The organism is Paraburkholderia acidicola (assembly GCF_002362315.1).
GTDB lineage: Bacteria > Pseudomonadota > Gammaproteobacteria > Burkholderiales > Burkholderiaceae > Paraburkholderia > Paraburkholderia acidicola.
In genome coordinates this window covers 1,856,574-1,874,912 of record NZ_MTZV01000006.1, presented here as the reverse complement: position 1 = coordinate 1,874,912, position 18,339 = coordinate 1,856,574, and the positions used below count along the sequence as shown (strand labels likewise).

General features: G+C 63.5%; 19 protein-coding genes. 11 read left to right on the top strand and 8 right to left on the bottom strand.

The window, feature by feature from the left end:
• Positions 1 to 50: 50 nt before the first annotated feature.
• Positions 51 to 1,568: a MocR-like pyridoxine biosynthesis transcription factor PdxR gene (gene pdxR, locus BWP39_RS27055; RefSeq protein ID WP_096725301.1), complete on the top strand. Its 1,518-nt coding sequence runs from the start codon at positions 51 to 53 to the stop codon at positions 1,566 to 1,568.
• Between the two features lie 37 nt (positions 1,569 to 1,605).
• Here pdxR and BWP39_RS27050 read toward each other — a convergent pair whose 3' ends face one another.
• Positions 1,606 to 1,800: a DUF3562 domain-containing protein gene (locus BWP39_RS27050; protein ID WP_091011876.1), complete on the bottom strand. Its 195-nt coding sequence runs from the start codon at positions 1,798 to 1,800 to the stop codon at positions 1,606 to 1,608.
• A gap of 217 nt (positions 1,801 to 2,017) precedes the next feature.
• Here BWP39_RS27050 and BWP39_RS27045 point away from each other — a divergent pair, with 217 nt between their 5' ends.
• Together BWP39_RS27045 and BWP39_RS27040 are read left to right on the top strand one after the other, a co-directional pair.
• Positions 2,018 to 2,392, top strand: a complete 375-nt coding sequence (locus BWP39_RS27045) for an ArsR/SmtB family transcription factor (RefSeq protein ID WP_096725300.1) — start codon at positions 2,018 to 2,020, stop codon at positions 2,390 to 2,392.
• Positions 2,389 to 2,943, top strand: a complete 555-nt coding sequence (locus BWP39_RS27040) for an SRPBCC family protein (protein ID WP_096725299.1) — start codon at positions 2,389 to 2,391, stop codon at positions 2,941 to 2,943. Before BWP39_RS27045 ends, BWP39_RS27040 begins: the two co-directional genes overlap by 4 nt.
• Before the next feature lie 83 nt (positions 2,944 to 3,026).
• Here BWP39_RS27040 and BWP39_RS27035 read toward each other — a convergent pair whose 3' ends face one another.
• Positions 3,027 to 3,677, bottom strand: a complete 651-nt coding sequence (locus BWP39_RS27035; protein WP_096725298.1) for a glutathione S-transferase family protein — start codon at positions 3,675 to 3,677, stop codon at positions 3,027 to 3,029.
• A gap of 79 nt (positions 3,678 to 3,756) precedes the next feature.
• Here BWP39_RS27035 and BWP39_RS27030 point away from each other — a divergent pair, with 79 nt between their 5' ends.
• Positions 3,757 to 4,668 carry a LysR substrate-binding domain-containing protein gene (locus BWP39_RS27030; RefSeq protein WP_096725297.1) on the top strand — a complete coding sequence of 304 codons (912 nt, stop codon included), beginning with the start codon at positions 3,757 to 3,759 and terminating at the stop codon, positions 4,666 to 4,668.
• 179 nt (positions 4,669 to 4,847) lie between these two features.
• Positions 4,848 to 6,089, top strand: coding sequence for an MFS transporter (locus BWP39_RS27025; RefSeq protein WP_407944806.1), 1,242 nt, complete (start codon positions 4,848 to 4,850; stop codon positions 6,087 to 6,089).
• Between the two features lie 17 nt (positions 6,090 to 6,106).
• Here the strand turns inward: BWP39_RS27025 and BWP39_RS27020 are convergent, their stop codons facing one another.
• Together BWP39_RS27020 and BWP39_RS27015 are read right to left on the bottom strand one after the other, a co-directional pair.
• The gene (locus BWP39_RS27020) at positions 6,107 to 7,072 is read right to left on the bottom strand and encodes a threo-3-hydroxy-L-aspartate ammonia-lyase (RefSeq protein ID WP_096725296.1); all 966 of its coding nucleotides are present in this window, start codon (positions 7,070 to 7,072) and stop codon (positions 6,107 to 6,109) included.
• 60 nt (positions 7,073 to 7,132) lie between these two features.
• A complete protein-coding gene (locus BWP39_RS27015) occupies positions 7,133 to 7,774 on the bottom strand; it encodes a helix-turn-helix transcriptional regulator (RefSeq protein WP_096725295.1) in 642 nt (213 codons plus the stop codon).
• 193 nt (positions 7,775 to 7,967) lie between these two features.
• Between BWP39_RS27015 and BWP39_RS27010 the strand changes: the two genes are divergently transcribed.
• The gene (locus tag BWP39_RS27010; protein WP_235851518.1) at positions 7,968 to 9,008 is read left to right on the top strand and encodes an alpha/beta fold hydrolase; all 1,041 of its coding nucleotides are present in this window, start codon (positions 7,968 to 7,970) and stop codon (positions 9,006 to 9,008) included.
• 48 nt (positions 9,009 to 9,056) lie between these two features.
• Here the strand turns inward: BWP39_RS27010 and BWP39_RS27005 are convergent, their stop codons facing one another.
• The gene (locus BWP39_RS27005; protein WP_096725293.1) at positions 9,057 to 9,590 is read right to left on the bottom strand and encodes a GNAT family N-acetyltransferase; all 534 of its coding nucleotides are present in this window, start codon (positions 9,588 to 9,590) and stop codon (positions 9,057 to 9,059) included.
• Positions 9,591 to 9,741: 151 nt separating this feature from the next.
• On the opposite strand from BWP39_RS27005, the gene BWP39_RS27000 reads away from it, so the two are divergent.
• A complete protein-coding gene (locus tag BWP39_RS27000; RefSeq protein ID WP_096726203.1) occupies positions 9,742 to 10,032 on the top strand; it encodes a hypothetical protein in 291 nt (96 codons plus the stop codon).
• Positions 10,033 to 10,366: 334 nt separating this feature from the next.
• Here the strand turns inward: BWP39_RS27000 and BWP39_RS26995 are convergent, their stop codons facing one another.
• From BWP39_RS26995 to BWP39_RS26985, 3 genes are all read right to left on the bottom strand, one after another.
• The gene (locus BWP39_RS26995; RefSeq protein ID WP_096725292.1) at positions 10,367 to 11,818 is read right to left on the bottom strand and encodes a cytochrome-c peroxidase; all 1,452 of its coding nucleotides are present in this window, start codon (positions 11,816 to 11,818) and stop codon (positions 10,367 to 10,369) included.
• A gap of 144 nt (positions 11,819 to 11,962) precedes the next feature.
• Positions 11,963 to 13,633, bottom strand: coding sequence for a phospholipase C (locus BWP39_RS26990; RefSeq protein WP_096725291.1), 1,671 nt, complete (start codon positions 13,631 to 13,633; stop codon positions 11,963 to 11,965).
• Between the two features lie 318 nt (positions 13,634 to 13,951).
• Positions 13,952 to 14,440, bottom strand: a complete 489-nt coding sequence (locus tag BWP39_RS26985) for a GNAT family N-acetyltransferase (RefSeq protein ID WP_096725290.1) — start codon at positions 14,438 to 14,440, stop codon at positions 13,952 to 13,954.
• A gap of 340 nt (positions 14,441 to 14,780) precedes the next feature.
• Here BWP39_RS26985 and thrS point away from each other — a divergent pair, with 340 nt between their 5' ends.
• From thrS to BWP39_RS26965, 4 genes are all read left to right on the top strand, one after another.
• Positions 14,781 to 16,046: a threonine--tRNA ligase gene (thrS, locus tag BWP39_RS26980; protein ID WP_096726202.1), complete on the top strand. Its 1,266-nt coding sequence runs from the start codon at positions 14,781 to 14,783 to the stop codon at positions 16,044 to 16,046.
• 104 nt (positions 16,047 to 16,150) lie between these two features.
• Complete coding sequence (locus tag BWP39_RS26975) at positions 16,151 to 16,966, top strand: AraC family transcriptional regulator (protein ID WP_096726201.1); 816 nt, start codon at positions 16,151 to 16,153, stop codon at positions 16,964 to 16,966.
• A 148-nt stretch (positions 16,967 to 17,114) separates the two neighbouring features.
• Entirely contained in the window at positions 17,115 to 18,083 is a 969-nt protein-coding gene (locus BWP39_RS26970) for a quinone oxidoreductase family protein (protein WP_096725289.1), read from the top strand.
• Between the two features lie 19 nt (positions 18,084 to 18,102).
• Positions 18,103 to 18,279 (top strand): DUF1427 family protein, encoded by a 177-nt coding sequence (locus BWP39_RS26965; protein ID WP_096725288.1) that lies wholly within the window; start codon positions 18,103 to 18,105, stop codon positions 18,277 to 18,279.
• Positions 18,280 to 18,339: the final 60 nt, after the last annotated feature.

Sequence of the window (18,339 nt, the reverse complement as noted above, 5' to 3'; positions counted from 1 at the left end):
TGGCACCATTGTTAGCTCCACCTCGAAAGCAAAATCTGGAGCCACGCACCTTGGACTACGCGCTGCTGATGTCGAACTTCGCGAAGCGGACAAACGGCCGTAAGCTGACCCAGCAGAATCTGCTGTACGAGAGCCTGCGTCAGGCGATCCTCGATGGCGATCTGCGCTACGGCACTCAGCTCGTGCCGACGCGTGCACTGGCCGAGCAGCTCGGCATTGCGCGCAATTCCGCGTTGTACGCATACGAGCGGCTGACCGAGGAAGGCTTCATCACGACGAGCCGGCATGGTTCCGTGGTGAGCCGCGTGGCGTTTTCCGCATCCGCCGATCTACACGGCACCGGCGGCACCGCGAGCCGTCTGTCGCGACGGGTCGCCGATCTGCCGCGCGAGCGCGGCGGGCCCGACAATCCAACGCCGTTTCGCCCGGGCGTGCCGGCACTCGATGAGTTTCCGGTGGCGCAGTGGCGTGCCTCGGTGGAGCGCGCATGGCGCACGATCGATCCGCACGAACTCGGCTACGGCAACAGCGCCGGGCACCCTGCGCTCAGGCGCGCGATTGCCGAGTACGTGCGCGTTTCGCGCGGTGTGCGCTGTTCGATGGATCAGGTGTTCATCACGCAAGGTACCCAGGCGAGCCTCGATCTATGCGCCCGCCTGCTGGCCGATCCTGGCGAAACCGCGTGGGTCGAAAATCCTGGCTATCACGGCGCAAAGGCCGCGTTCCAGACGGCGGGGCTGCGGCTCGAGCCGATTCCGGTGGACGCATCGGGTATCGCGCCGACGTCGCGTCACTGGCGCGAGACACCTCCACGGCTCGTCTATACGACGCCGTCGCACCAGTATCCGCTTGGTTGCGTGCTGAGCCTCGAGCGGCGCCGCTCGATCATCGAGAACGCGATGGCCTGCGGCGCGTGGATCATCGAAGACGACTACGACAGCGAGTTGCGGCACAGCGGGCCACCACTACCGGCGATCCAGGGGCTCGCGGCGCATGCGCCGGTGGTCTATCTGGGCACTTACAGCAAGACGATGTTCCCGGCGCTGCGGATGAGCTTCATGATCGTGCCGGCGCATCTCGTGCAGCAGATCGATGAAGCGTTGGGCGAGATCGCGCGTCAGGGGCGCGTGGCAGAGCAGATCGCCCTGGCGGATTTCATCGACAGCGGTAAGTACGCGCGTCATTTACGGCGGATGCGGCGGCTGTATCAGCAACGCCGGGTCGCGCTCGTCGCCGCGATCGACCGGCAGATGGGCGATCTCGTCACGCTATCGGCGGATGGCGGGGGCATGCATCTGACGGTGCGCCTCGATGCGCCGCTGCAGGATCGCGAAGTCAGCGATGCAATGCGCGACCACGGGCTCTACATCGCGCCGCTCAGCACGTATTGCCTGCCCGGCACCGATGCCAGCGATTACAACGGCTTCATCCTCGGCTACGCGGGTGTGCCCGCGGACAAAGCCGATGCGCTAGTAGCGCGGCTCGCGCGCGTGATCCGCTCGCTTGGCGAGCGCAAGCCAACGCAGCGGCTCGAGGCTGTGCGCCTGCCGAGTACGGAACTGGTGTGAAATCCCGGCCGCGCGAGCGCGCAGCCGATTGCGCGATTCAGTGCCGCGATTGCCGCAGCGTTTCGCGAACTTTCTTCGCGACGAGAACCGACATGTAATCGAGGATCCGGGCATCCGCCTTGTAGTCGGCCAGCGTGTCGGCGTAGATCTTCGAGACTGTCTCCGCTGGGGTATTCGTTTCAGCGGCGATGGCCTTTACTACTTCGTCAACGTTCGGCTGAGGCTGAGCCATGGGATTCTCCGGGGGGAAAGGGCAGGCGGACGACAGACAACGGGAGTTTCATTAGAGGACGCCGAAAGTCGCGATGCCAATTAAATCAATCTATCGCGCGTGACGTTGCGACCCGACACTTTTTCTGCCGCAATCCTGGCGGCCCTGAGCCGCCGTTGCACAAAATTGCTCAACCATTCGGTTGAATAAAGAATGGGAAATACCTATACTCCGGCACATGGCGAACCCCGAATCTTCCCTCGACGATGTCTTTCACGCGCTGTCCGATCCGACCCGGCGCGCGATGCTGGCGAGCCTCGCCGATGGCGAGCGCAACATCGGCGAACTGGCTGAGCCATTCGAGATTTCATTCGCGGCGGCGTCGAAACACGTGAAGGTGCTCGAAAGTGCGGGTTTGATCCGGCGCCGCATCGAAGGCCGCTCGCATGTCTGCCGGATGGAGGCGGGGCCGCTTGCCGCGGCCGACCAGTGGCTGCGTTTTTATGAGCGCTTCTGGAGCGCGCGGCTCGATACGCTCGAACAGCTTCTGCAGCAGGACGACGCCACCTCGGATGGCATGCTTTTACCCCATCGTAAGGAGACACGCAGATGAGCGACGAAAGCGATTTCGGCGTCGCAAGCGGGACGCAGACGGTGCGTTTCGAGCGCCTGCTACCGGGGCCGATCGAACGCGTATGGACGTATCTGGTCGAGTCGGACAAACGCGGGCAGTGGCTCGCGAGCGGCGACGATGTACCGGCGCAGGTCGGCGGCGAATTCCAGATGTTCTTTCATCATGGCAGTCTGTCCCCGGAGCAGACGCCCACGCCCGAACGCTTCAAAAAATACGAAGACGGTATTGCGTCGATGCATCGCGTGACGCGCTACGAACCGCCGCATACGCTCGGCTTCACATGGAGCGACGGCGCGGATGGCGGCCGTTCGGATGTGCTGATCGAGCTTGCGGCGCTCGGCGACAAGGTGCGTTTCGTACTGACGCATCGCAAGCTGTCGGGGCGTCACGCGCAAGTCAATGTTTCGGGCGGCTGGCACACGCATCTGGCCGTGCTCGATGAGCGACTGAACGGGCGCGTGCCGGTGTCGTTCTGGACGTTGTTCGAAGGGGTTGAGGAACAGTACGAGCAGCGTTACCCGAGGGCGTGATGCATACGCTGCACGCGCGTGTGCTCGCGTAGCGGTTCGAGGGCGATGGATGTCATCCGGAATCGCCCCCGGTCATTGAGCAATCAGCTACCGATCGAGATACCTTCGCGTTGCAGCACCCGCTGTATCGCGGGGCGTTCGAGCAGTCGCTGCGTATGCCCGGTCCACGCGGGGTAATTTGCGTGCATGTCGATACCGATCTTGCTGCCCCAGCCGTACAACACGAGCAGAAACGGATCGACGATCGTGTAGCTACCCGGCACGGCCCATTCGCGGCCGTCCGCGAGCGCCTGTTCGATCTTGGTGTACGCACCGAGCACGACCTGTCTGCCGTTCGCGCGAATCTCATCGTGCGTCGCTTCGTTGGGCGTGAAGCGCGCGGGGCGCCAGAGTTCGCCGTAACCGATGCCATGTATCCAGCCGACGAGCCACGCAAGCCATTCGTAGCAGCGAGCCTCGGCGGCGGCGTTGTTCACGGGTAGCAGGCCACCTGCCGGATGCTGGCGCGCGAGATACACGAGTATGGCCGGCAACTCGGTGAGCACACGAGTTTCCCCGGGTATGCGCAGCGCGGGCACGCGCCCTTTCGGATTGATCGACAGATACGGTTCTTGTTGCGTTGCGCCTTGCGCGATCGGCACGGTTTCGAGGTCGTACGCCACGCCGAGTTCTTCGAGCGCGATATGAACGGCCATCGAGCAGGAGCCGGGGGAGTAGTAAAGGGTGTAGTTCATGCAGCGAGTTTATGAGCCGCCCAGCTCGCCCACAAACGATGATTTGTACGGTCGCGGCATTAGTGATACTAATGTGGTCATGACCTTTTCTTCCCGCATCCCACCGCTGCAAACGCTGCGCGTTTTCGAAGCCGCCGTGCGGCTGCGCAGCTTCACGCGCGCCGCCGATGAACTCGCGCTAACGCAGGGCGCAGTCAGCCAGCATGTGCGCGCACTCGAGTCGCAACTAGACGTGTCGCTGTTCGAGCGCACGCCGGGCGGTGCCATGCCGACACCGCACGCGCATGATCTTGCGCTCCAGGTGCGTCAGGGCTTGCGCGTGCTGGAACGTGCATTCGGCGAGGCGGCGCAGGCTCGTGCGCCCGTCCGTGCACGCGTACGGCTGACGATGGCTGTGCTGCCGGTCTTCGCTGAGCGCTGGCTTGCGCAGCGCCTCCCGCGGTTCCAGGCCGCGCATCCCGAGATCGCGCTGGACATCCACCCGGCTGTTGCACTGGCGAAACTCGACCACCGCGATCGCGTGGACGTGGCGCTGCGCTATGGTCCTGGCGAGTGGCCGGGACTGCACGCCGACAAGCTGATGGATGAAGAAATCTTTCCCGTTGCGAGCCCGCACTATCGCGGCGGCAAGTTGCCGCGCCGCTTTGCCGATCTTGCGCACTGCAAGCTGTTGCGGCACAAGGCACAGCCGTGGGAGCCGTGGTTTCAGGCCGCTGGACTCGACATGACCGAGCCGTCCGGTGCAGTGTCGTTTACCGATGGCGCGCAACTGCTCGATGCGGCGTTGCGCGGCGATGGCATTGCACTCGCGCGTCGCTCGGTGATCGAAGCGGATCTCGCGTCCGGCCGGCTGGTGCAACTGTGGAAGCGCAGCGTGATCGATGTGTACGCCTATTTCATCGTCTGGCGGCCGGACAGTACCAAGCTCCCGGCGATCGACGCGCTGCGCGCGTGGCTGCACTCGGAAGCGGGCGCAGTGGCGCTGCGCTGAGACCACCGGGCCAGGCGCGCAATTCGGACTGGCCTGATCGCTTTTCCGGCTCCCGTTTTATCTCACCTATTCGCCTTGTTGCGACTGCGGTCTTTCGTCGTTCTAGTTGCATTAGAAAACTACATTTCCTACACTGCGTGAAAGTTTCAATTCGAAACTTGTTCTCACCAGGGATCGACATGCGTGCAGGAAAGATCGAGTCGTTGCCGGACGCTGCGGTCAGTGGTACGCCGTGCGCGGCATTGCCGATGAAGCAATCGATGGTGCTGTTGTTTGCCGTTGCCTGCGGTCTGAGTGTCGCAAACGTCTACTACGCTCAGCCGTTGCTCGACCTGCTGGCCCACGACTTCAACGTGAGCCGGGCATCGATCGGCGGAGTGATCACGGCGACGCAGGTTGGCTGTGCATTGGCGCTGGTATTGCTCGTGCCGCTCGGCGATCGCGCGAACCGTCATCGGTTGATGGCGGTGCAACTGGTGTTGTTGAGCATCGCGCTGGTGGCGGTCGCGACGGCGCAGACTGCACCGCTGCTGCTGGCCGGCATGCTCGCAACAGGCCTGCTCGGCACCGCGATGACGCAGGGGTTGATCGCGTATGCGGCGACCGTTGCAGCGCCACAGGAACGCGGGCGCGTGGTCGGCGCGGCGCAGGGCGGAGTGGTGATCGGTCTGCTGCTCGCACGCACGATGTCGGGGCTCATCGCGGATGTTGCCGGCTGGCGTGCGGTCTACTTCACGTCGGCGGCACTCGCGGTTGTCATGCTGCCGGTGCTCTGGCACACGTTGCCTGCGCAGCCGGCGCCGCGCGTGCGCATGCCGTATCTGCGGCTGCTGGAATCGATGTTCTCGCTGCTCGCACACGACCGCGTACTGCAGATTCGCGGCACGATCGGCATGCTGATGTTCGCGGCGTTCAGTGTGTTCTGGAGTGCGATGGCCTTGCCGCTCAGTGCACCGCCGTTCGCGTTGCCGCATACGGCGATCGGCGCGTTTGGCCTTGCGGGCGCGGCCGGTGCGCTGGCGGCGGCACGTGCCGGCTATTGGGCGGATCGCGGTAAGGGCGAATGGACAACCGGCGTTGCGTGGATCGTGCTGCTGCTGTCGTGGTTGCCCGCCGCGTTTCTGTCGTCGGGCTTGTGGACGTTGGTGATCGGCGTGCTGCTACTCGACCTGAGCGGACAGGCGATTCACGTGGTCAACCAGAGCATGATTTTTCGCACACGTCCCGATGCGCACAGCAGGCTGGTGGGTTGCTACATGCTGTTCTATGCGACCGGTAGCGGCGCCGGCGCGCTCGCGTCGACGCACGTTTATGCGTGGGCGGGATGGACCGGCGTCTGCGTACTCGGTGCGACGATCACGCTTGCCGGGCTGGTGTTCTGGGCGCTCACCCTGCGCGCGATGCCACGACACGACGCATAAGACCAAGCATCGTTTCGTTACGCCAGCAGTGCGCAGAACCGCTCCATGTCGACGTTCCCGCCACTGACGATCACCCCCACGCGCTTGCCCTGCAACTGCGCCTTCATCTGACGTGCGGCCGCGAAACCGAGGCACCCGGTGGGCTCGACGACCAGCTTCATCCGCGATGCAAAGAAGCGCATGCAGTCGACCAGTTGCGCATCGGTCGCGGTCAACACATCGTCGACATCGCGACGAATGATCTCGAACGTATAAGCGCCGAGGTGCTGCGTCTGCGCGCCGTCGGCGATGGTCTTGGGCGTGTCGATATGCACGATCTTGCCGGTGCGGAACGATTGCTGCGCATCGTTGCCCGCTTCCGGTTCGACGCCGTACAGCTTGCAGTCGGGAGCGAGCACGCGGGTGGCGAGTGCCGATCCCGACAGCAGGCCGCCACCGCCAAGACACACGAACAGCGCATCGAGCGGACCCACTTCGTCAAACAGTTCTTTCGCCGCAGTACCCTGGCCGGCGATCACATCGGGATGATCGTACGGCGGGATCTGCGTGAGGCCGCGTTCTTCGGCGAGCTTGCGGCTAATCTGTTCACGGTCTTCGGTGTAGCGGTCGTACATCACGACGTTGCCACCGTAGCCTTTCGTTGCCGCGACCTTCGAGGCAGGCGCGTCGTGCGGCATGGTGATCGTCGCGGGAATGTTCAGCAGCGAAGCCGACAGCGCGATGGCCTGCGCATGATTGCCCGACGAAAATGCAACGACACCCGCGCGCCGCTGTGCGTCGTCGAATTTCGACAACGCGTTGAAGGCGCCGCGAAACTTGAACGCGCCCATGCGCTGCAGGTTCTCGCACTTGAAGAACACCTGCGCGCCCAGTTCGGCATCGATCGTGCGCGATTGCATGACGGGCGTGCGATGCGCGTGGCCTTCGATGCGCCGCGCGGCGGCTGCGACGTCGTCATAAGTGGGCAGCGTAAGCATGTTCATTCCCTCGTGAGCGTGACTGGTTGAGCCCGGCGGCTTGCGTGCGGCAAGCGCCGTTCATGACTATTCTTTCGCATCGCCGTACACAGTTGCACGCGATACACCGAGATACTGCGCAACGATTTCCATCGCGCGACGCACCTCGAGGCAGCCAGACTGCTTCAGCTCCTGCATCAGCAGGCGCCGGTCTTCGGCTTTCAACGACCGCGGCGTGGTAGAGAGGCTCGCCGCGAACCGGTCGATACGGCAGCGGATCGTATCGGCCCCCGCGGGGTCGAGCGATTCCTGCGGTGCGGCGTTCGGATCGGACGTGCCGAACTGCGTGAGCATGGCCTGCATGCCGCGGAACAGTGTGAGATCGACGTTGACGCATAGCGCCGCGACATAACGGCCGGTCGAGTCCTTGATACCGATCGACGTACTCTTTGCCTGCCGCCCGTCGACGAACTGATTCGGGTAGTTCGCGAGCACCTGCGGATAGTCCGCGTCGCCAATCCGTGCGAGGCCGAGTTCGGTAGCGGGTGCGCCGACCTGTCGGCCCGACAGGTTGTTGTGGATTGCGACGATGGCGTGTTTCGGATGCAGCAGATCGTGCACGACGACTTCGCAAAACGGCGCGAAGGTCTCGCCGAGTCCGTGCGCGACCTGCTTGAGCTGGTCGATCAACAGCGTCTGTTCGGGAGTTCGTCGAGTCTGCTTTGCCATCTGGATATAATGTCTAAAGATGGACAATTCGTCAAGGGTAGGCCGCTCGGCCCGGTTGCACGACCTCTGCGTGGGTTTTGTCCTACCATATCGCGCGTACCGATCAGCGGCCAGTTGCCGACAGGAGAATGCGGTGTTGCGATCCAGATTCGTAGTGGCCGTGGCGGGAATGTGGACGGCTCTCGCGCTTGGCATGGCCGGTAGCGCGGTGGCGTCGGACAGTGTGCCCGAGCGTTCCGTGGACTTCACGATCCATGACTTTCATTTCTCCGACGGCTCCACGCTGCCGGAAATTCATATCCATTACGCGACGCTCGGCACACCGCAGCGCGATGCGCACGGCACGGTGACCAATGCAGTGCTGTTGATGCATGGCACGACGGGCACCGGCCGGGCCTTCCTGACACCGACGATGCGCCGCGAACTCTTCGCGCCTGGTGCACCACTCGATGCACAGCGCTACTTCATCGTGATGCCCGACGGACTAGGCCGCGGCGGTTCCAGCAAACCGAGCGATGGTCTGCGCACGAAATTTCCGCACTATGGATACGGCGACGTGATCGAAGCGAATCACCGCCTGCTGGTGGATGGGCTGCACGTGGATCATCTGCGGCTTGTGCTCGGTACGTCGATGGGCGGCATGCAGACGTGGATGTGGGGCGAGCGCTATCCGGAGATGGCGGACGCGTTGATGCCGATCGCGAGCCAGCCGATCGCAATGGCCGGTCGCAACTGGTTCTGGCGGCAGATGGTGGTCGGCGCGATCCGCAACGATCCTGGCTGGAACAACGGCGACTACACAACGCAGCCTACGCAATGGGTACGCACGATGCCGATCTTCGCGGTGATCACCGGTAACGCCGCGCGGATGCAGGCGGCTGCGCCCGATCGCGATTCCGCCACGCGCCTCTACGATGCGACCGTTGCGGACGCGCAGAAGATCGACGCAAACGACGCGCTGTACTGGTTCGAATCATCGTGGGATTACGATCCTGCGCCGCAACTGTCGCGGATTCGCGCGCCGCTTTACGCTGTCAATTTCGCCGATGACCTGATCAATGCCGCCGATCTCGGCGTCATGCAACACGCGATCACCGCGGTCCAGCACGGGCGCTTCGTTGAGATTCCGGAGACCGCGCAATCGTACGGCCACCAGACGCTTGCGCATCCGGAGGTATGGAAGCCGTATCTGGTCCAGTTGCTCGACGACAGCGCGGCCGGGCGCGCTCAGTGAGACGCTTAGTGAAGCTTGTCGGATTCGTGCCTGGATCGACGGTGACGATCAGACAGACTGGGCGGTGCGGTGCAACACGATCGACGGCGCGTTCTTGTACGTCGCGCGACCATGTTCGACGAACCCGCATCGGGTGGCCACACGTAGCGACGCAACATTGTCCGGCACGATGAGGCAAACACTGTCGGTAGTCGGCCAGTGCGCATTGGCCCAGCGCAGCGCGGTTTGCACGGCTTCGGTGGCGTAGCCCTTGCCGTGCATCGACGGCGTTAGCACCCAGCCCATCTCGGGATAATCACCTAGCGGTGGATCGAGATCGCGCTTGAAGTCGGCGAAGCCCACTTCACCGACAAAGCGCCCGCTCGCTTTTTCGCGCACCACCCAGAAGCCATAGCCGAGCAGCGTCCAGTGCCCGATATAGCGCAGCAACCGCGCCCACATTTCTTCGCGCGTCGACGGCTTCCCGCCGATAAAACGGGTAACGGTCGAGTCGGACCACATCGCGAGGCAGTCGTCGAGATCGTCGCGAAGGTGCGGCCGCATGATCAGGCGGTCGGTTTCGAGGTGGAAGGCAGAGGACATAGGCGGGCATCGGTTCGTCAAAACGGACTGCAGATGATCGCAGATTTGCGGGCCATACGGACAGGAAGGGTTATGCTTTCGCGGCGCGGTACGGCGCACGCTGCAACGTGGCGTGGCACGTCTGCATCCGCACATGGAGCAAGGAGGCCCGATGAACCGCAAGACACTCAACGCATCCCGGCTACAGGACGAAGTCAGCCGGCGCATTCACCGCCTTCATACGATCGTCGAAGACGGTGTGAAGATTCGCGTGCCGCGCCCGCAATTGCAGGAGCCCGACAAGACCGGCTGCAACTGGACGATGAAGCACTTCGGGAATATTGCCGGCTTCGAGCGCGATGTGGCGGCGGTGCTCGATGAAGTGCAGGCCGAATACAACCTGTCTGAAGAAACGACATCGGCAGCGGCGGACGATCCGTTTGGGGATTTTCCAGGCCGCTAGAAGGGGATTTTCAGGGGAATGAGTACGGCAGGTGTGCCGCGGCGGCGGGGCCCTGGAAGGCCTGGCCGCCGGGCGGTGCATCAGTTCAGTTGGCCAGCAATTCGATCGCGCTAACGATCAGCGTGAAGGCGCCGATACAGCCGCCCAGTGTTACCGCGCCTCGCATGAAGTCCGACATGGATGTTTCCCCGCATTCATTGAAAGCGTTATTTAAGCCTGAATGAAAGGAAAAAGAAAGGTTTTCAAAAAAACGGCATCGCGGCGCTGGGTTCGCCGCGATGCCGGTTCCATGTCCCGCAGTCGACCGGGTTAGTGCTTACTCCGGTCGCAAGCCTCAGTGTGTCGGCGCCGGGTCGTCATTCAGCGTGTGCACGAAGGCGATGATGTCGCGCATCTCCTGATCGGTCATCGCTGGCTTGTCGCCGAAATTGCGATCGAACGGCGCATCTGTCACGTCGACGTTCTTCTGGTACTTCGCCGGAATGTCGTCGTACTTGTCGACCTTGCCGTCCGCTCCGTGCGGATAAAACTTGGCCGGGTTCGTATTGCGGTCGTTGTAGAACGCCATCACCTGATCGAGCGTGTGATAGACGCCGTTGTGGAAGAACACCTGACGGGTCGCCGAATTGCGCAGTGTCGGCGTGAGGAACATCGCGCAGTACTGCGTCTGGTCCTTCAAGTCCTGGCGGAACGGCCCGCAGACACCGAGATCGAAGAACTTCGGATCGCGGTTCTGTGCAAGTGCGCGATTGCGCGGTACACCGAGCGCTTCGTACTGGTAGTCGGTGAACATCGGCGGCAGGCCGTCGCTGCCGGGCTTCGAGAGGTGGCAGCCGGCGCAGTTCGCCTTGTTCGGATCGTTGAACAGATGCAGACCGTGCAGTTCGGCCTGAGACAGACGCGTCTTGCCTTCGAGCCAGCGATCGTACTTGCTGTTATACGGATGGAACGACGGGTCCTCGACCTGGTAGCGCGCGATCGCGAACATCGCTTCGGCCACCGTCAGTTGTTTGTCGCTGAAGATGCGTGGTCCGAACAGTTGCGTGAACTGCTTGCTGTACGGTGCATCGGCGAGCTTTTGCGCGACGGTATCGATGCTCGTGTTCGCCATTTCCACCGGGTTGAGCAGCGGACCGAACGCCTGCTGCTGCAGCGTGTCCACGCGACCGTCCCAGAACAGACCGCCCTGCGGGACCATCTGCGGTGCGGCGGCCGGCGCGGCGCCCGCGGTTTTCTGCGCCTTGACCACCCCCGCCGACGAAGCCGCCAGCTGCGCGACACTCGGCGCGTCGTCGTTTTCGCCCTGATCCGGACCGATCATGAAGTTCGGCTGGCGATACAGATACATCAGCGAAGGCGGCGGGCGATAACCCTGCAGCGCCATTGAGGTCCCACCGAGCTGCGCATCGAGATCGTTAGGCGGTCCGTACGCATGCGCGGGGCTATGGCACGACGCGCACGACTGCTGCCCCGACGCGGACAGCTTCGGATCGAAGAAGAGCTGCTTGCCGAGCAATGCGACCGCGCTGAGCGGCGCGACCGGCGGCCGCACCAGTGCCACCGGATGCGGGTTGGCGCCGGTCAGATTGCCGACTGCCTCGCCGATCGGGTCCGGCACCTGGGCCGGAAACGCGAGCGCGAACGCGCCGAAGCCGAGTCCGGCTACGACGACGACGGCAACGAGGGAAAGCAGCAGCCGACGTCCGCGGCGAACGGGCTGCACGGCGGACCCGGCCGGCGTCGAAGATCCGGAAGACGGGGCAGGCGAAGTAGAAAGCTCGGTCATGTGGCGTTTTCTATGCGGGACTGACAAGCAAAAGAGCCGTGTGGCAACCGATGATCCGGCTGCAACACGGCGGGAGACCTATTCGGCGGCCGGCGTTTTCGCGCCGGCCGCAACAACGGTGAACAACTGTGCTGCTGACCGGAATCAGAGTGCCGGCGGCGTGCTGACCTGCGTGCCGAGCGTCGGATCGAGGTACAGCGGTGTCGTGTTCGCGGTGCCGCTCAGGTTGAGCAAGCCGCGGATGTCGCCTGCCGTTGCATCGAACGCACCGCCACCGAGTCGCGTACCGCCCAGCCAGTTGTCCTCGATGAAGCGGACCACCGATGCCTGGTCGATGAGCGTGTGATCGACATAGTTCGTCTTGGCCCACGGCGAGATCACGAGGAACGGAATCCGCACACCGGGACCGCAGCGACCGTTGACCGGGCCCGTGCCAGCAACGCCCGCGAGCGGCGAGCCGGTACCGCATACGGCGTTGCCGTTCAACTGGTCGATGGCGCTGAACGAGGGGTTCGTCGGGGTCGCGTACTGATGGTCGTACCAGCCGTCCGAGTCGTCATACGTGACGACGACTGCGGTGCTGTTCCAGTCCGGCTGCTGCTGCAGGAAGTTGATCACCTTGGTGACGAAAGCCTGTTCGTCGAGCGGATCCGAGTAGCCAGCATGCGCGTCCTGCGCGGCCGGTGCCTTCAGGAAGCTGACCGACGGATAGTTGCCGGCCTTCACCGCGGCGAAGAAATCGTCGGTGTCGTACTGGTGGTTTGCCGGTTCCGCGGTCTTGCCGTCGGCTTCGAGGCTCTGGCCGATGGCGGCCGTTGCGCTCGGGCGCGTGTGCTGCGGGTTCGCCGTCGATGCGAAGTACTGGAACCAGTTGTGGTGCGGAATGTAGTCGGCCGTTGCGGCGTTCACGGCAGTCGCGATCGTGCTGCGCTTGCAGCCGGTCGTGCCGTTGCTGTTGGTCGTACCCAGGTTGAAGCCGCCCATGAAGCCGCCCCACGTGATCTTCTGCGCGTTCAGCAGGTCACCGATGTTCTTGCCCGACATCAGCGCGGTATCGGTGGTGCTGGAACACACGTCGTTGCCCGGATCGACGTCGTTGATCATCGTCAGGCCGCCCTGGCCGTCATTGATGTAGTACGAGGTGGCGGCGAGCGTCGACGGCTGCTTCGTCGTCTTGACGATCTGCATGCCGTTGGTCTGGCCCGACACGACTTCGAGGGCGCCCGGTGTCGACGGACCGTAGGTCGACGTGTACGCGTTGTCGCTCATCGCGAACTTCTGTGCGTAATTCCACAGCGCAGTGACCGTGTTGCCGTCGAAGTAGCCCATGACCTGGCCCTTCGTGCCGAATGCGCCTGCACCACCGCTCGTGCCGTTGCCGGTGTATTTCGGGAACAGGTCGGCGGCGCCGTTGTCCTCAGCCTGTTGTTCCGGGGTGTACGAGTGGTTCTGGTCGGCGGTCGCGGCCTGCGTGCGATCGAGACGGAACGGGTTCGCGGCGTTCGCGCCGTTGGCGGTGTTCGTCGAGTTCGGGTTCGCGGTCAGCAGCGAGCCCGTCAGACCGTTGACGGTCGGCGTGCCGGATGCGGCGTTGAAGGTCGGCTCACCGCTCGGGTTCGTCGCGTTCGGGTAAGTCCCGAAGTAGTGGTCGAACGAGATGTTTTCGTTGTAGATCACAACGAGGTGCTTGATGGGGGTGGCCGTCTTCAGCGCGTTCTGCGCGGTGACGCTTTTAATGTCGTTGTTGCTGCCGCAGGCATACATCGCGAGCGCCAGTCCAGTGAGCGGGACAGCGATCAAGGCTCGACGAAACATATTGCGAGGCTCCACTTGGTTGGTTGATTTCATTGTTCGGGTCTCCGGTATCGGCGGACTGCGCGCCATGCGTGTGGGGTCGGCGCACTGCCGATGCGGAGCCGGTTGGGGCGTGCATCAGAGCGTTCGCATTGGAACATTCAGGTGTGAAGCTATAGAGACGGCTCGCTTTCGATGTTCTTACCGAAAGATGCAGTTTCGAAAGGAATGGAGAGGGCGGCTGCAAGATCTGGGCAAGCGCCCGGGTGCTTGACGGGCCCGGACCCGCGTTGCGCGGGCCGGGCGGGCACGACGGATGGTGCGGCTACGTCGCCAGGGTCAAGCGACGTTCTGCCCGGCGAACGCGCGCAGTGCGTCACCGGCGAGGCGATAGCGAACCCATTCGGACTGCGGGCTCGCGCCGACCGTTTCGTAAAAGCGGATGGCCGGCTCGTTCCAGTCGAGCACGCTCCATTCGAAGCGTCCGCAACCATCGGCGATGGCCTGTTGCGCGAGATGATGCAGCAAGCGCTTGCCGGCACCGGTACCGCGAAACCGCGGCGAGATGTACAGGTCTTCGAGGTACAGCCCTTTCAGCGCGAGCCACGTCGAGTACGAAAAGAAGTACACCGCAAAGCCCGCGGGCTCGCCGTCGATTTCGCAGATCAACGCGTGGGCTGGTGACCCGGTTGAGAAGAGGCTCGTGCGGATGGTATCGGCGGTGGCCATCACTTGATGTTCGGCTTTCTCGTAGATGGCGAGTTCGGTGATGAATTGCAGGATCAGCGGTGCGTCGTGTTCGACGGCAGGACGGATGTGAATCGGCAACGGTGGGTCCTCCGGGGTGCGCTTGTAGAGGCGCGGGTAGCTTGAAAGAAGCAGGGAAAAAGCGTGACGGCATAGCTTGCACAATCGCAACGCACTATCGTACGACGACTTCGCGCGGTTCCGTGCAAATTGACACCGCGCAACGCCGCCATTACAGTCGTCCCATGCACGCACATCTCATCACCACCACGACCACCACCACGACCGCCATGGGCGGGTCGCGGGGAGGTCGCATGCGCTGAGGTAGACGCGTCGCAAGACACCCAAAGCCCCGCCCGCAAAGGACGGGGCTTTTTTCATTCTCCGTCCGGTTCGCGTGCGTAACCCGAAGGAGAATATCGTGGAAGACGTCGATCACCGTGCGCTTGGCAATGCGCTCGATCTGTTTCATCAGCAGGACGAAGGTCCCGGGATGATTTTCTGGCATCCGCGCGGGCTCGCGCTGTATCGCGCCGTGGAAGGCTATATCCACGCGCGCATGCAGCAGGCCGGCTTTCGAGAGATCCGCACGCCGCAGCTGCTTGCGCGCTCGCTATGGGAGCAGAGCGGTCATTGGGACAAGTTCGGCGCCAACATGTATGCGCTCGATAGCGACGGTCACGACGCGTGCCTGAAGCCGATGAGTTGCCCATGCCACGTGCAGATCTTCAACAAGCGCGTGCGTTCCTGGCGCGAGTTGCCGATTCGCTACGCGGAGTTCGGTGCAGTGCATCGCGCGGAGTCTTCCGGTTCGCTGCACGGCTTGATGCGGGCACGTGCCTTTACGCAGGACGATGCGCATGTCTTCTGCACGGAAGAACAGGTGGTAAGCGAACTCGTGCGGTTTTGCGTGCTGCTGCGTCACGTGTATGCGGATTTCGGTTTTGCGGGCTTCGATGTCGCGCTATCGACGCGGCCTGCGCAGCGCGCCGGCGACGATGCGATGTGGGACCGCGCCGAGGCGCTGCTCGCGCAGGCCGCTGTGGCGGCGGATCTCGCGGTGCGGATGCAGCCGGGCGAAGGCGCGTTCTACGGCCCGAAGCTTGAGTTTCAGTTGACGGACCGCTATGGACGAAGCTGGCAATGCGGAACGGCGCAACTCGACTACGTGCTGCCCGAGCGGCTCGAGGCGAACTACATCGGTCGCGATGGTGCGAAAGCGCGGCCGGTGATGATTCATCACGCGGTGCTGGGCAGCCTCGAGCGTTTTATCGGCGTTCTGCTTGAGCATCACGACGGCTGGCTGCCGGGATGGCTCGCGCCCGATCAGATTGTCGTGGCCAATGTCGGCGAGCGGGAATACGCATATGCGGACGAACTGGCGATGCGTTTCGCCGATGCGGGTCTGCGGGTGCTGCCCGACCTCCGGTCGGAGCGGTTGCCACGCAAGATCGTCGACGCGCGTGCCTGGCGCGTACCGGTGCTTGCGATTGCCGGTGCGCGCGAAGCGGACAGCGAGAGTGTCACGTTGCGTCGACGCGATGGTGCGCAGATCACGCTGCCCGTCGATGAAGCGCTCGCGCAGTTGCAGCGCGAATTCGCCGCGCCGTCGGCGGACAACGCGGCGTTGCGTGAAGCGTTGCGCGCAAGCTCTGTGTTGTCGAATGCAGCCTTCGTTGCGACGTAACGATGCTCTTGTTGCGCGGCAGTCGCACGGCCGTAGCGCTGCGGTATGCTACGGCGCATCGACTGCCGCACCACCCCGCGCGTCCCTTTCCACCACAGCTCCACATGCCCAGAGCACTTCCTCCCGATCTGCACGCCGGCCCCGAACACGGCCGTTCGCTTGCGCGGCACTACCCGCGCGGCACGCGCATCGATCCGCATCAGCACGACTGGGCGCAGGTGCTGTATGCGGTCGCTGGTGTGATGTGGGTGGAGATCGGCAGGGAGGCGCTCATCGTGCCGCCGCAGCGCGCCGTCTGGTTACCGCCCGGCACCGACCACGCGATCTCGATGATGAGTAGCGTCGACATGCGCAACGTCTATTTGCACAAGCGCTACGTGCAGCATCTGAGCCGGCGACCCGATGTGTTCGAAGTGAACGGCCTGCTGCGCGAACTGATCACGACGCTGGCCGAGCGTGAAGCCGAACGCGATGAAAAATATCTGCAGACGGCTTATCGGCTCACGGTAATGGAACTCGCGCACGCACGCCGTCACGTGCAGCGTATTCCGTTGCCGGGCACCTCCGACCGACGGCTCGCGATGCTGTGCGATGCGGTCGTCGCAAACCCGTCACTCGATATCGGGTTCGACGACCACGCGGCTTCGGTCGGGGCGAGTTCGCGCACGCTGTCGCGGCTGTTTCAGCGCGAACTGGGAATGGGTTTTGCCGAATGGCGTCGCCAGGTGCAGCTTGCCGTGGCGATCTCGTGGCTTGCCGAAGGCCAGGCGGTCAGCAGTGTTGCGCGTGCGCTCGGTTATCTGCCGAGCAGTTTCAGCGATATGTTCCGCCGCGAACTCGGCGCACCGCCGACCGGCTTCCACCCGCATCAGACGCTCGATGTATCGACCGAGGACCTCGCTTCAAACGGTGCCAACTAAACCGGTCACAGGCCGGAGCAACGCGTAAACACGACCCCCGGCAGTTGTCCGAAATTCGAAAGCATCTGTCCAGACAACCGCGAACCGGCAATCTAGACTTCGTCCTGAAGCTGCTCGATGCAGCACCCGGTCAACCAGGAGTCGTGTGATGAAAGCCATTCAGTTCAAAACCTTCGGTGCCCCCGACGTTCTCGAACACGTCGAACTCGCCACGCCAGAACCGGCCGCCGGCAACGCGCTGGTGCGAGTCAAAAGCGCATCGGTGAATCCGAGCGATGTGAAGAACGTCGGCGGCCATTTCGCGCATACGAAAGCGCCGCGCATTCCCGGCCGCGATTTCAGCGGCGTCGTCGTAGCAGGTCCCGCCGAATGGCTCGGCGCAGAAGTATGGGGCACCGGTGGCGACATCGGTTTTACGCGCGACGGCACGCACGCGGAGCTGATCGAAATTCCCATTGCGGCACTCAGCCGCAAGCCGTCGACACTCAGCCACGAACAGGCCGCAGCGATCGGTGTGAACTTCGTAGTCGCGTGGCTCGGTACCGTCGATTACGCGCAGCTCGCCGCAGGCGAAACGATTGCGGTGATCGGTGCATCCGGCGGCGTAGGCGGCGCGGTCACGCAGATCGCGAAGGCACGTGGTGCGCGCGTGATTGCCGTCGATCGTCAACCGCCCGTGGCCGATTCGCCAGCGGCTCGCCTGATCGATGCGTATGTACCGTTCGACGAGCACGCAGTGGAACGCGTCAAGGCGCTGACAAACGGACACGGTGCGGACGTCGTCTACGACGCAGTGGGTGGCGTCGCGTTCGAGATCGCACTCGGACTCGCAAAGCAGCGCGGCAGGGTTGTCGAAATCAGTGCGACGGGCAAGCGTCGCGTCGAATTCGATTTGATCGATTTCTATCACAACGAGACACAACTCTTCGGTACCGACAGCGCGAAGCTCGGTGTGACCGAATCCGCGCGACTGATGACTGCGCTTGCCGAGGGCTTCGAAAGCGGTCGCTTCGAAGCACCGGTGATCGCGCAGCGTTTCACGCTCGCACAAGCTCGCGAAGCGTACGAAGCGGTGGCGGCGGGAACGCGCGGCCGTGTCGTGATCAATATGCAATGACTGACGCGAGGAACCCGAGATGAAACCCTATCTGATTTCACTTGCGGTCGGCGTCGCGGTCGGCTTGCTGTACAGCGTGGTCAACGTCAAATCACCGGCGCCGCCGATGATTGCGCTGGTCGGCCTGCTCGGTATGCTGGGTGGCGAAAACCTGATACCGGTGGCGCGCAGCCTGATCGCGCATCTGGCGGGCTGATTGCGTGAGCGGGTCCCACCCGCGTCCACCGGGCAGGCGCCGCGTTTGGAAGTCCGCCAC

Coding starts and splice junctions, on each gene's coding strand:
- BWP39_RS27020 (WP_096725296.1), bottom strand. CDS start 7,072: ATGAACATGCTTACGCTGCCCACTTATGACGACGTCGCAGCCGCCGCG.
- BWP39_RS27030 (WP_096725297.1), top strand. CDS start 3,757: ATGACCTTTTCTTCCCGCATCCCACCGCTGCAAACGCTGCGCGTTTTC.
- BWP39_RS27000 (WP_096726203.1), top strand. CDS start 9,742: ATGAACCGCAAGACACTCAACGCATCCCGGCTACAGGACGAAGTCAGC.
- BWP39_RS27050 (WP_091011876.1), bottom strand. CDS start 1,800: ATGGCTCAGCCTCAGCCGAACGTTGACGAAGTAGTAAAGGCCATCGCC.
- BWP39_RS27005 (WP_096725293.1), bottom strand. CDS start 9,590: ATGTCCTCTGCCTTCCACCTCGAAACCGACCGCCTGATCATGCGGCCG.
- BWP39_RS26990 (WP_096725291.1), bottom strand. CDS start 13,633: ATGTTTCGTCGAGCCTTGATCGCTGTCCCGCTCACTGGACTGGCGCTC.
- BWP39_RS27010 (WP_235851518.1), top strand. CDS start 7,968: ATGGCCGGTAGCGCGGTGGCGTCGGACAGTGTGCCCGAGCGTTCCGTG.
- BWP39_RS27045 (WP_096725300.1), top strand. CDS start 2,018: ATGGCGAACCCCGAATCTTCCCTCGACGATGTCTTTCACGCGCTGTCC.
- BWP39_RS27025 (WP_407944806.1), top strand. CDS start 4,848: ATGCGTGCAGGAAAGATCGAGTCGTTGCCGGACGCTGCGGTCAGTGGT.
- BWP39_RS26970 (WP_096725289.1), top strand. CDS start 17,115: ATGAAAGCCATTCAGTTCAAAACCTTCGGTGCCCCCGACGTTCTCGAA.
- BWP39_RS27040 (WP_096725299.1), top strand. CDS start 2,389: ATGAGCGACGAAAGCGATTTCGGCGTCGCAAGCGGGACGCAGACGGTG.
- BWP39_RS27035 (WP_096725298.1), bottom strand. CDS start 3,677: ATGAACTACACCCTTTACTACTCCCCCGGCTCCTGCTCGATGGCCGTT.
- BWP39_RS26975 (WP_096726201.1), top strand. CDS start 16,151: ATGCCCAGAGCACTTCCTCCCGATCTGCACGCCGGCCCCGAACACGGC.
- BWP39_RS26965 (WP_096725288.1), top strand. CDS start 18,103: ATGAAACCCTATCTGATTTCACTTGCGGTCGGCGTCGCGGTCGGCTTG.
- BWP39_RS26995 (WP_096725292.1), bottom strand. CDS start 11,818: ATGACCGAGCTTTCTACTTCGCCTGCCCCGTCTTCCGGATCTTCGACG.
- BWP39_RS27015 (WP_096725295.1), bottom strand. CDS start 7,774: ATGGCAAAGCAGACTCGACGAACTCCCGAACAGACGCTGTTGATCGAC.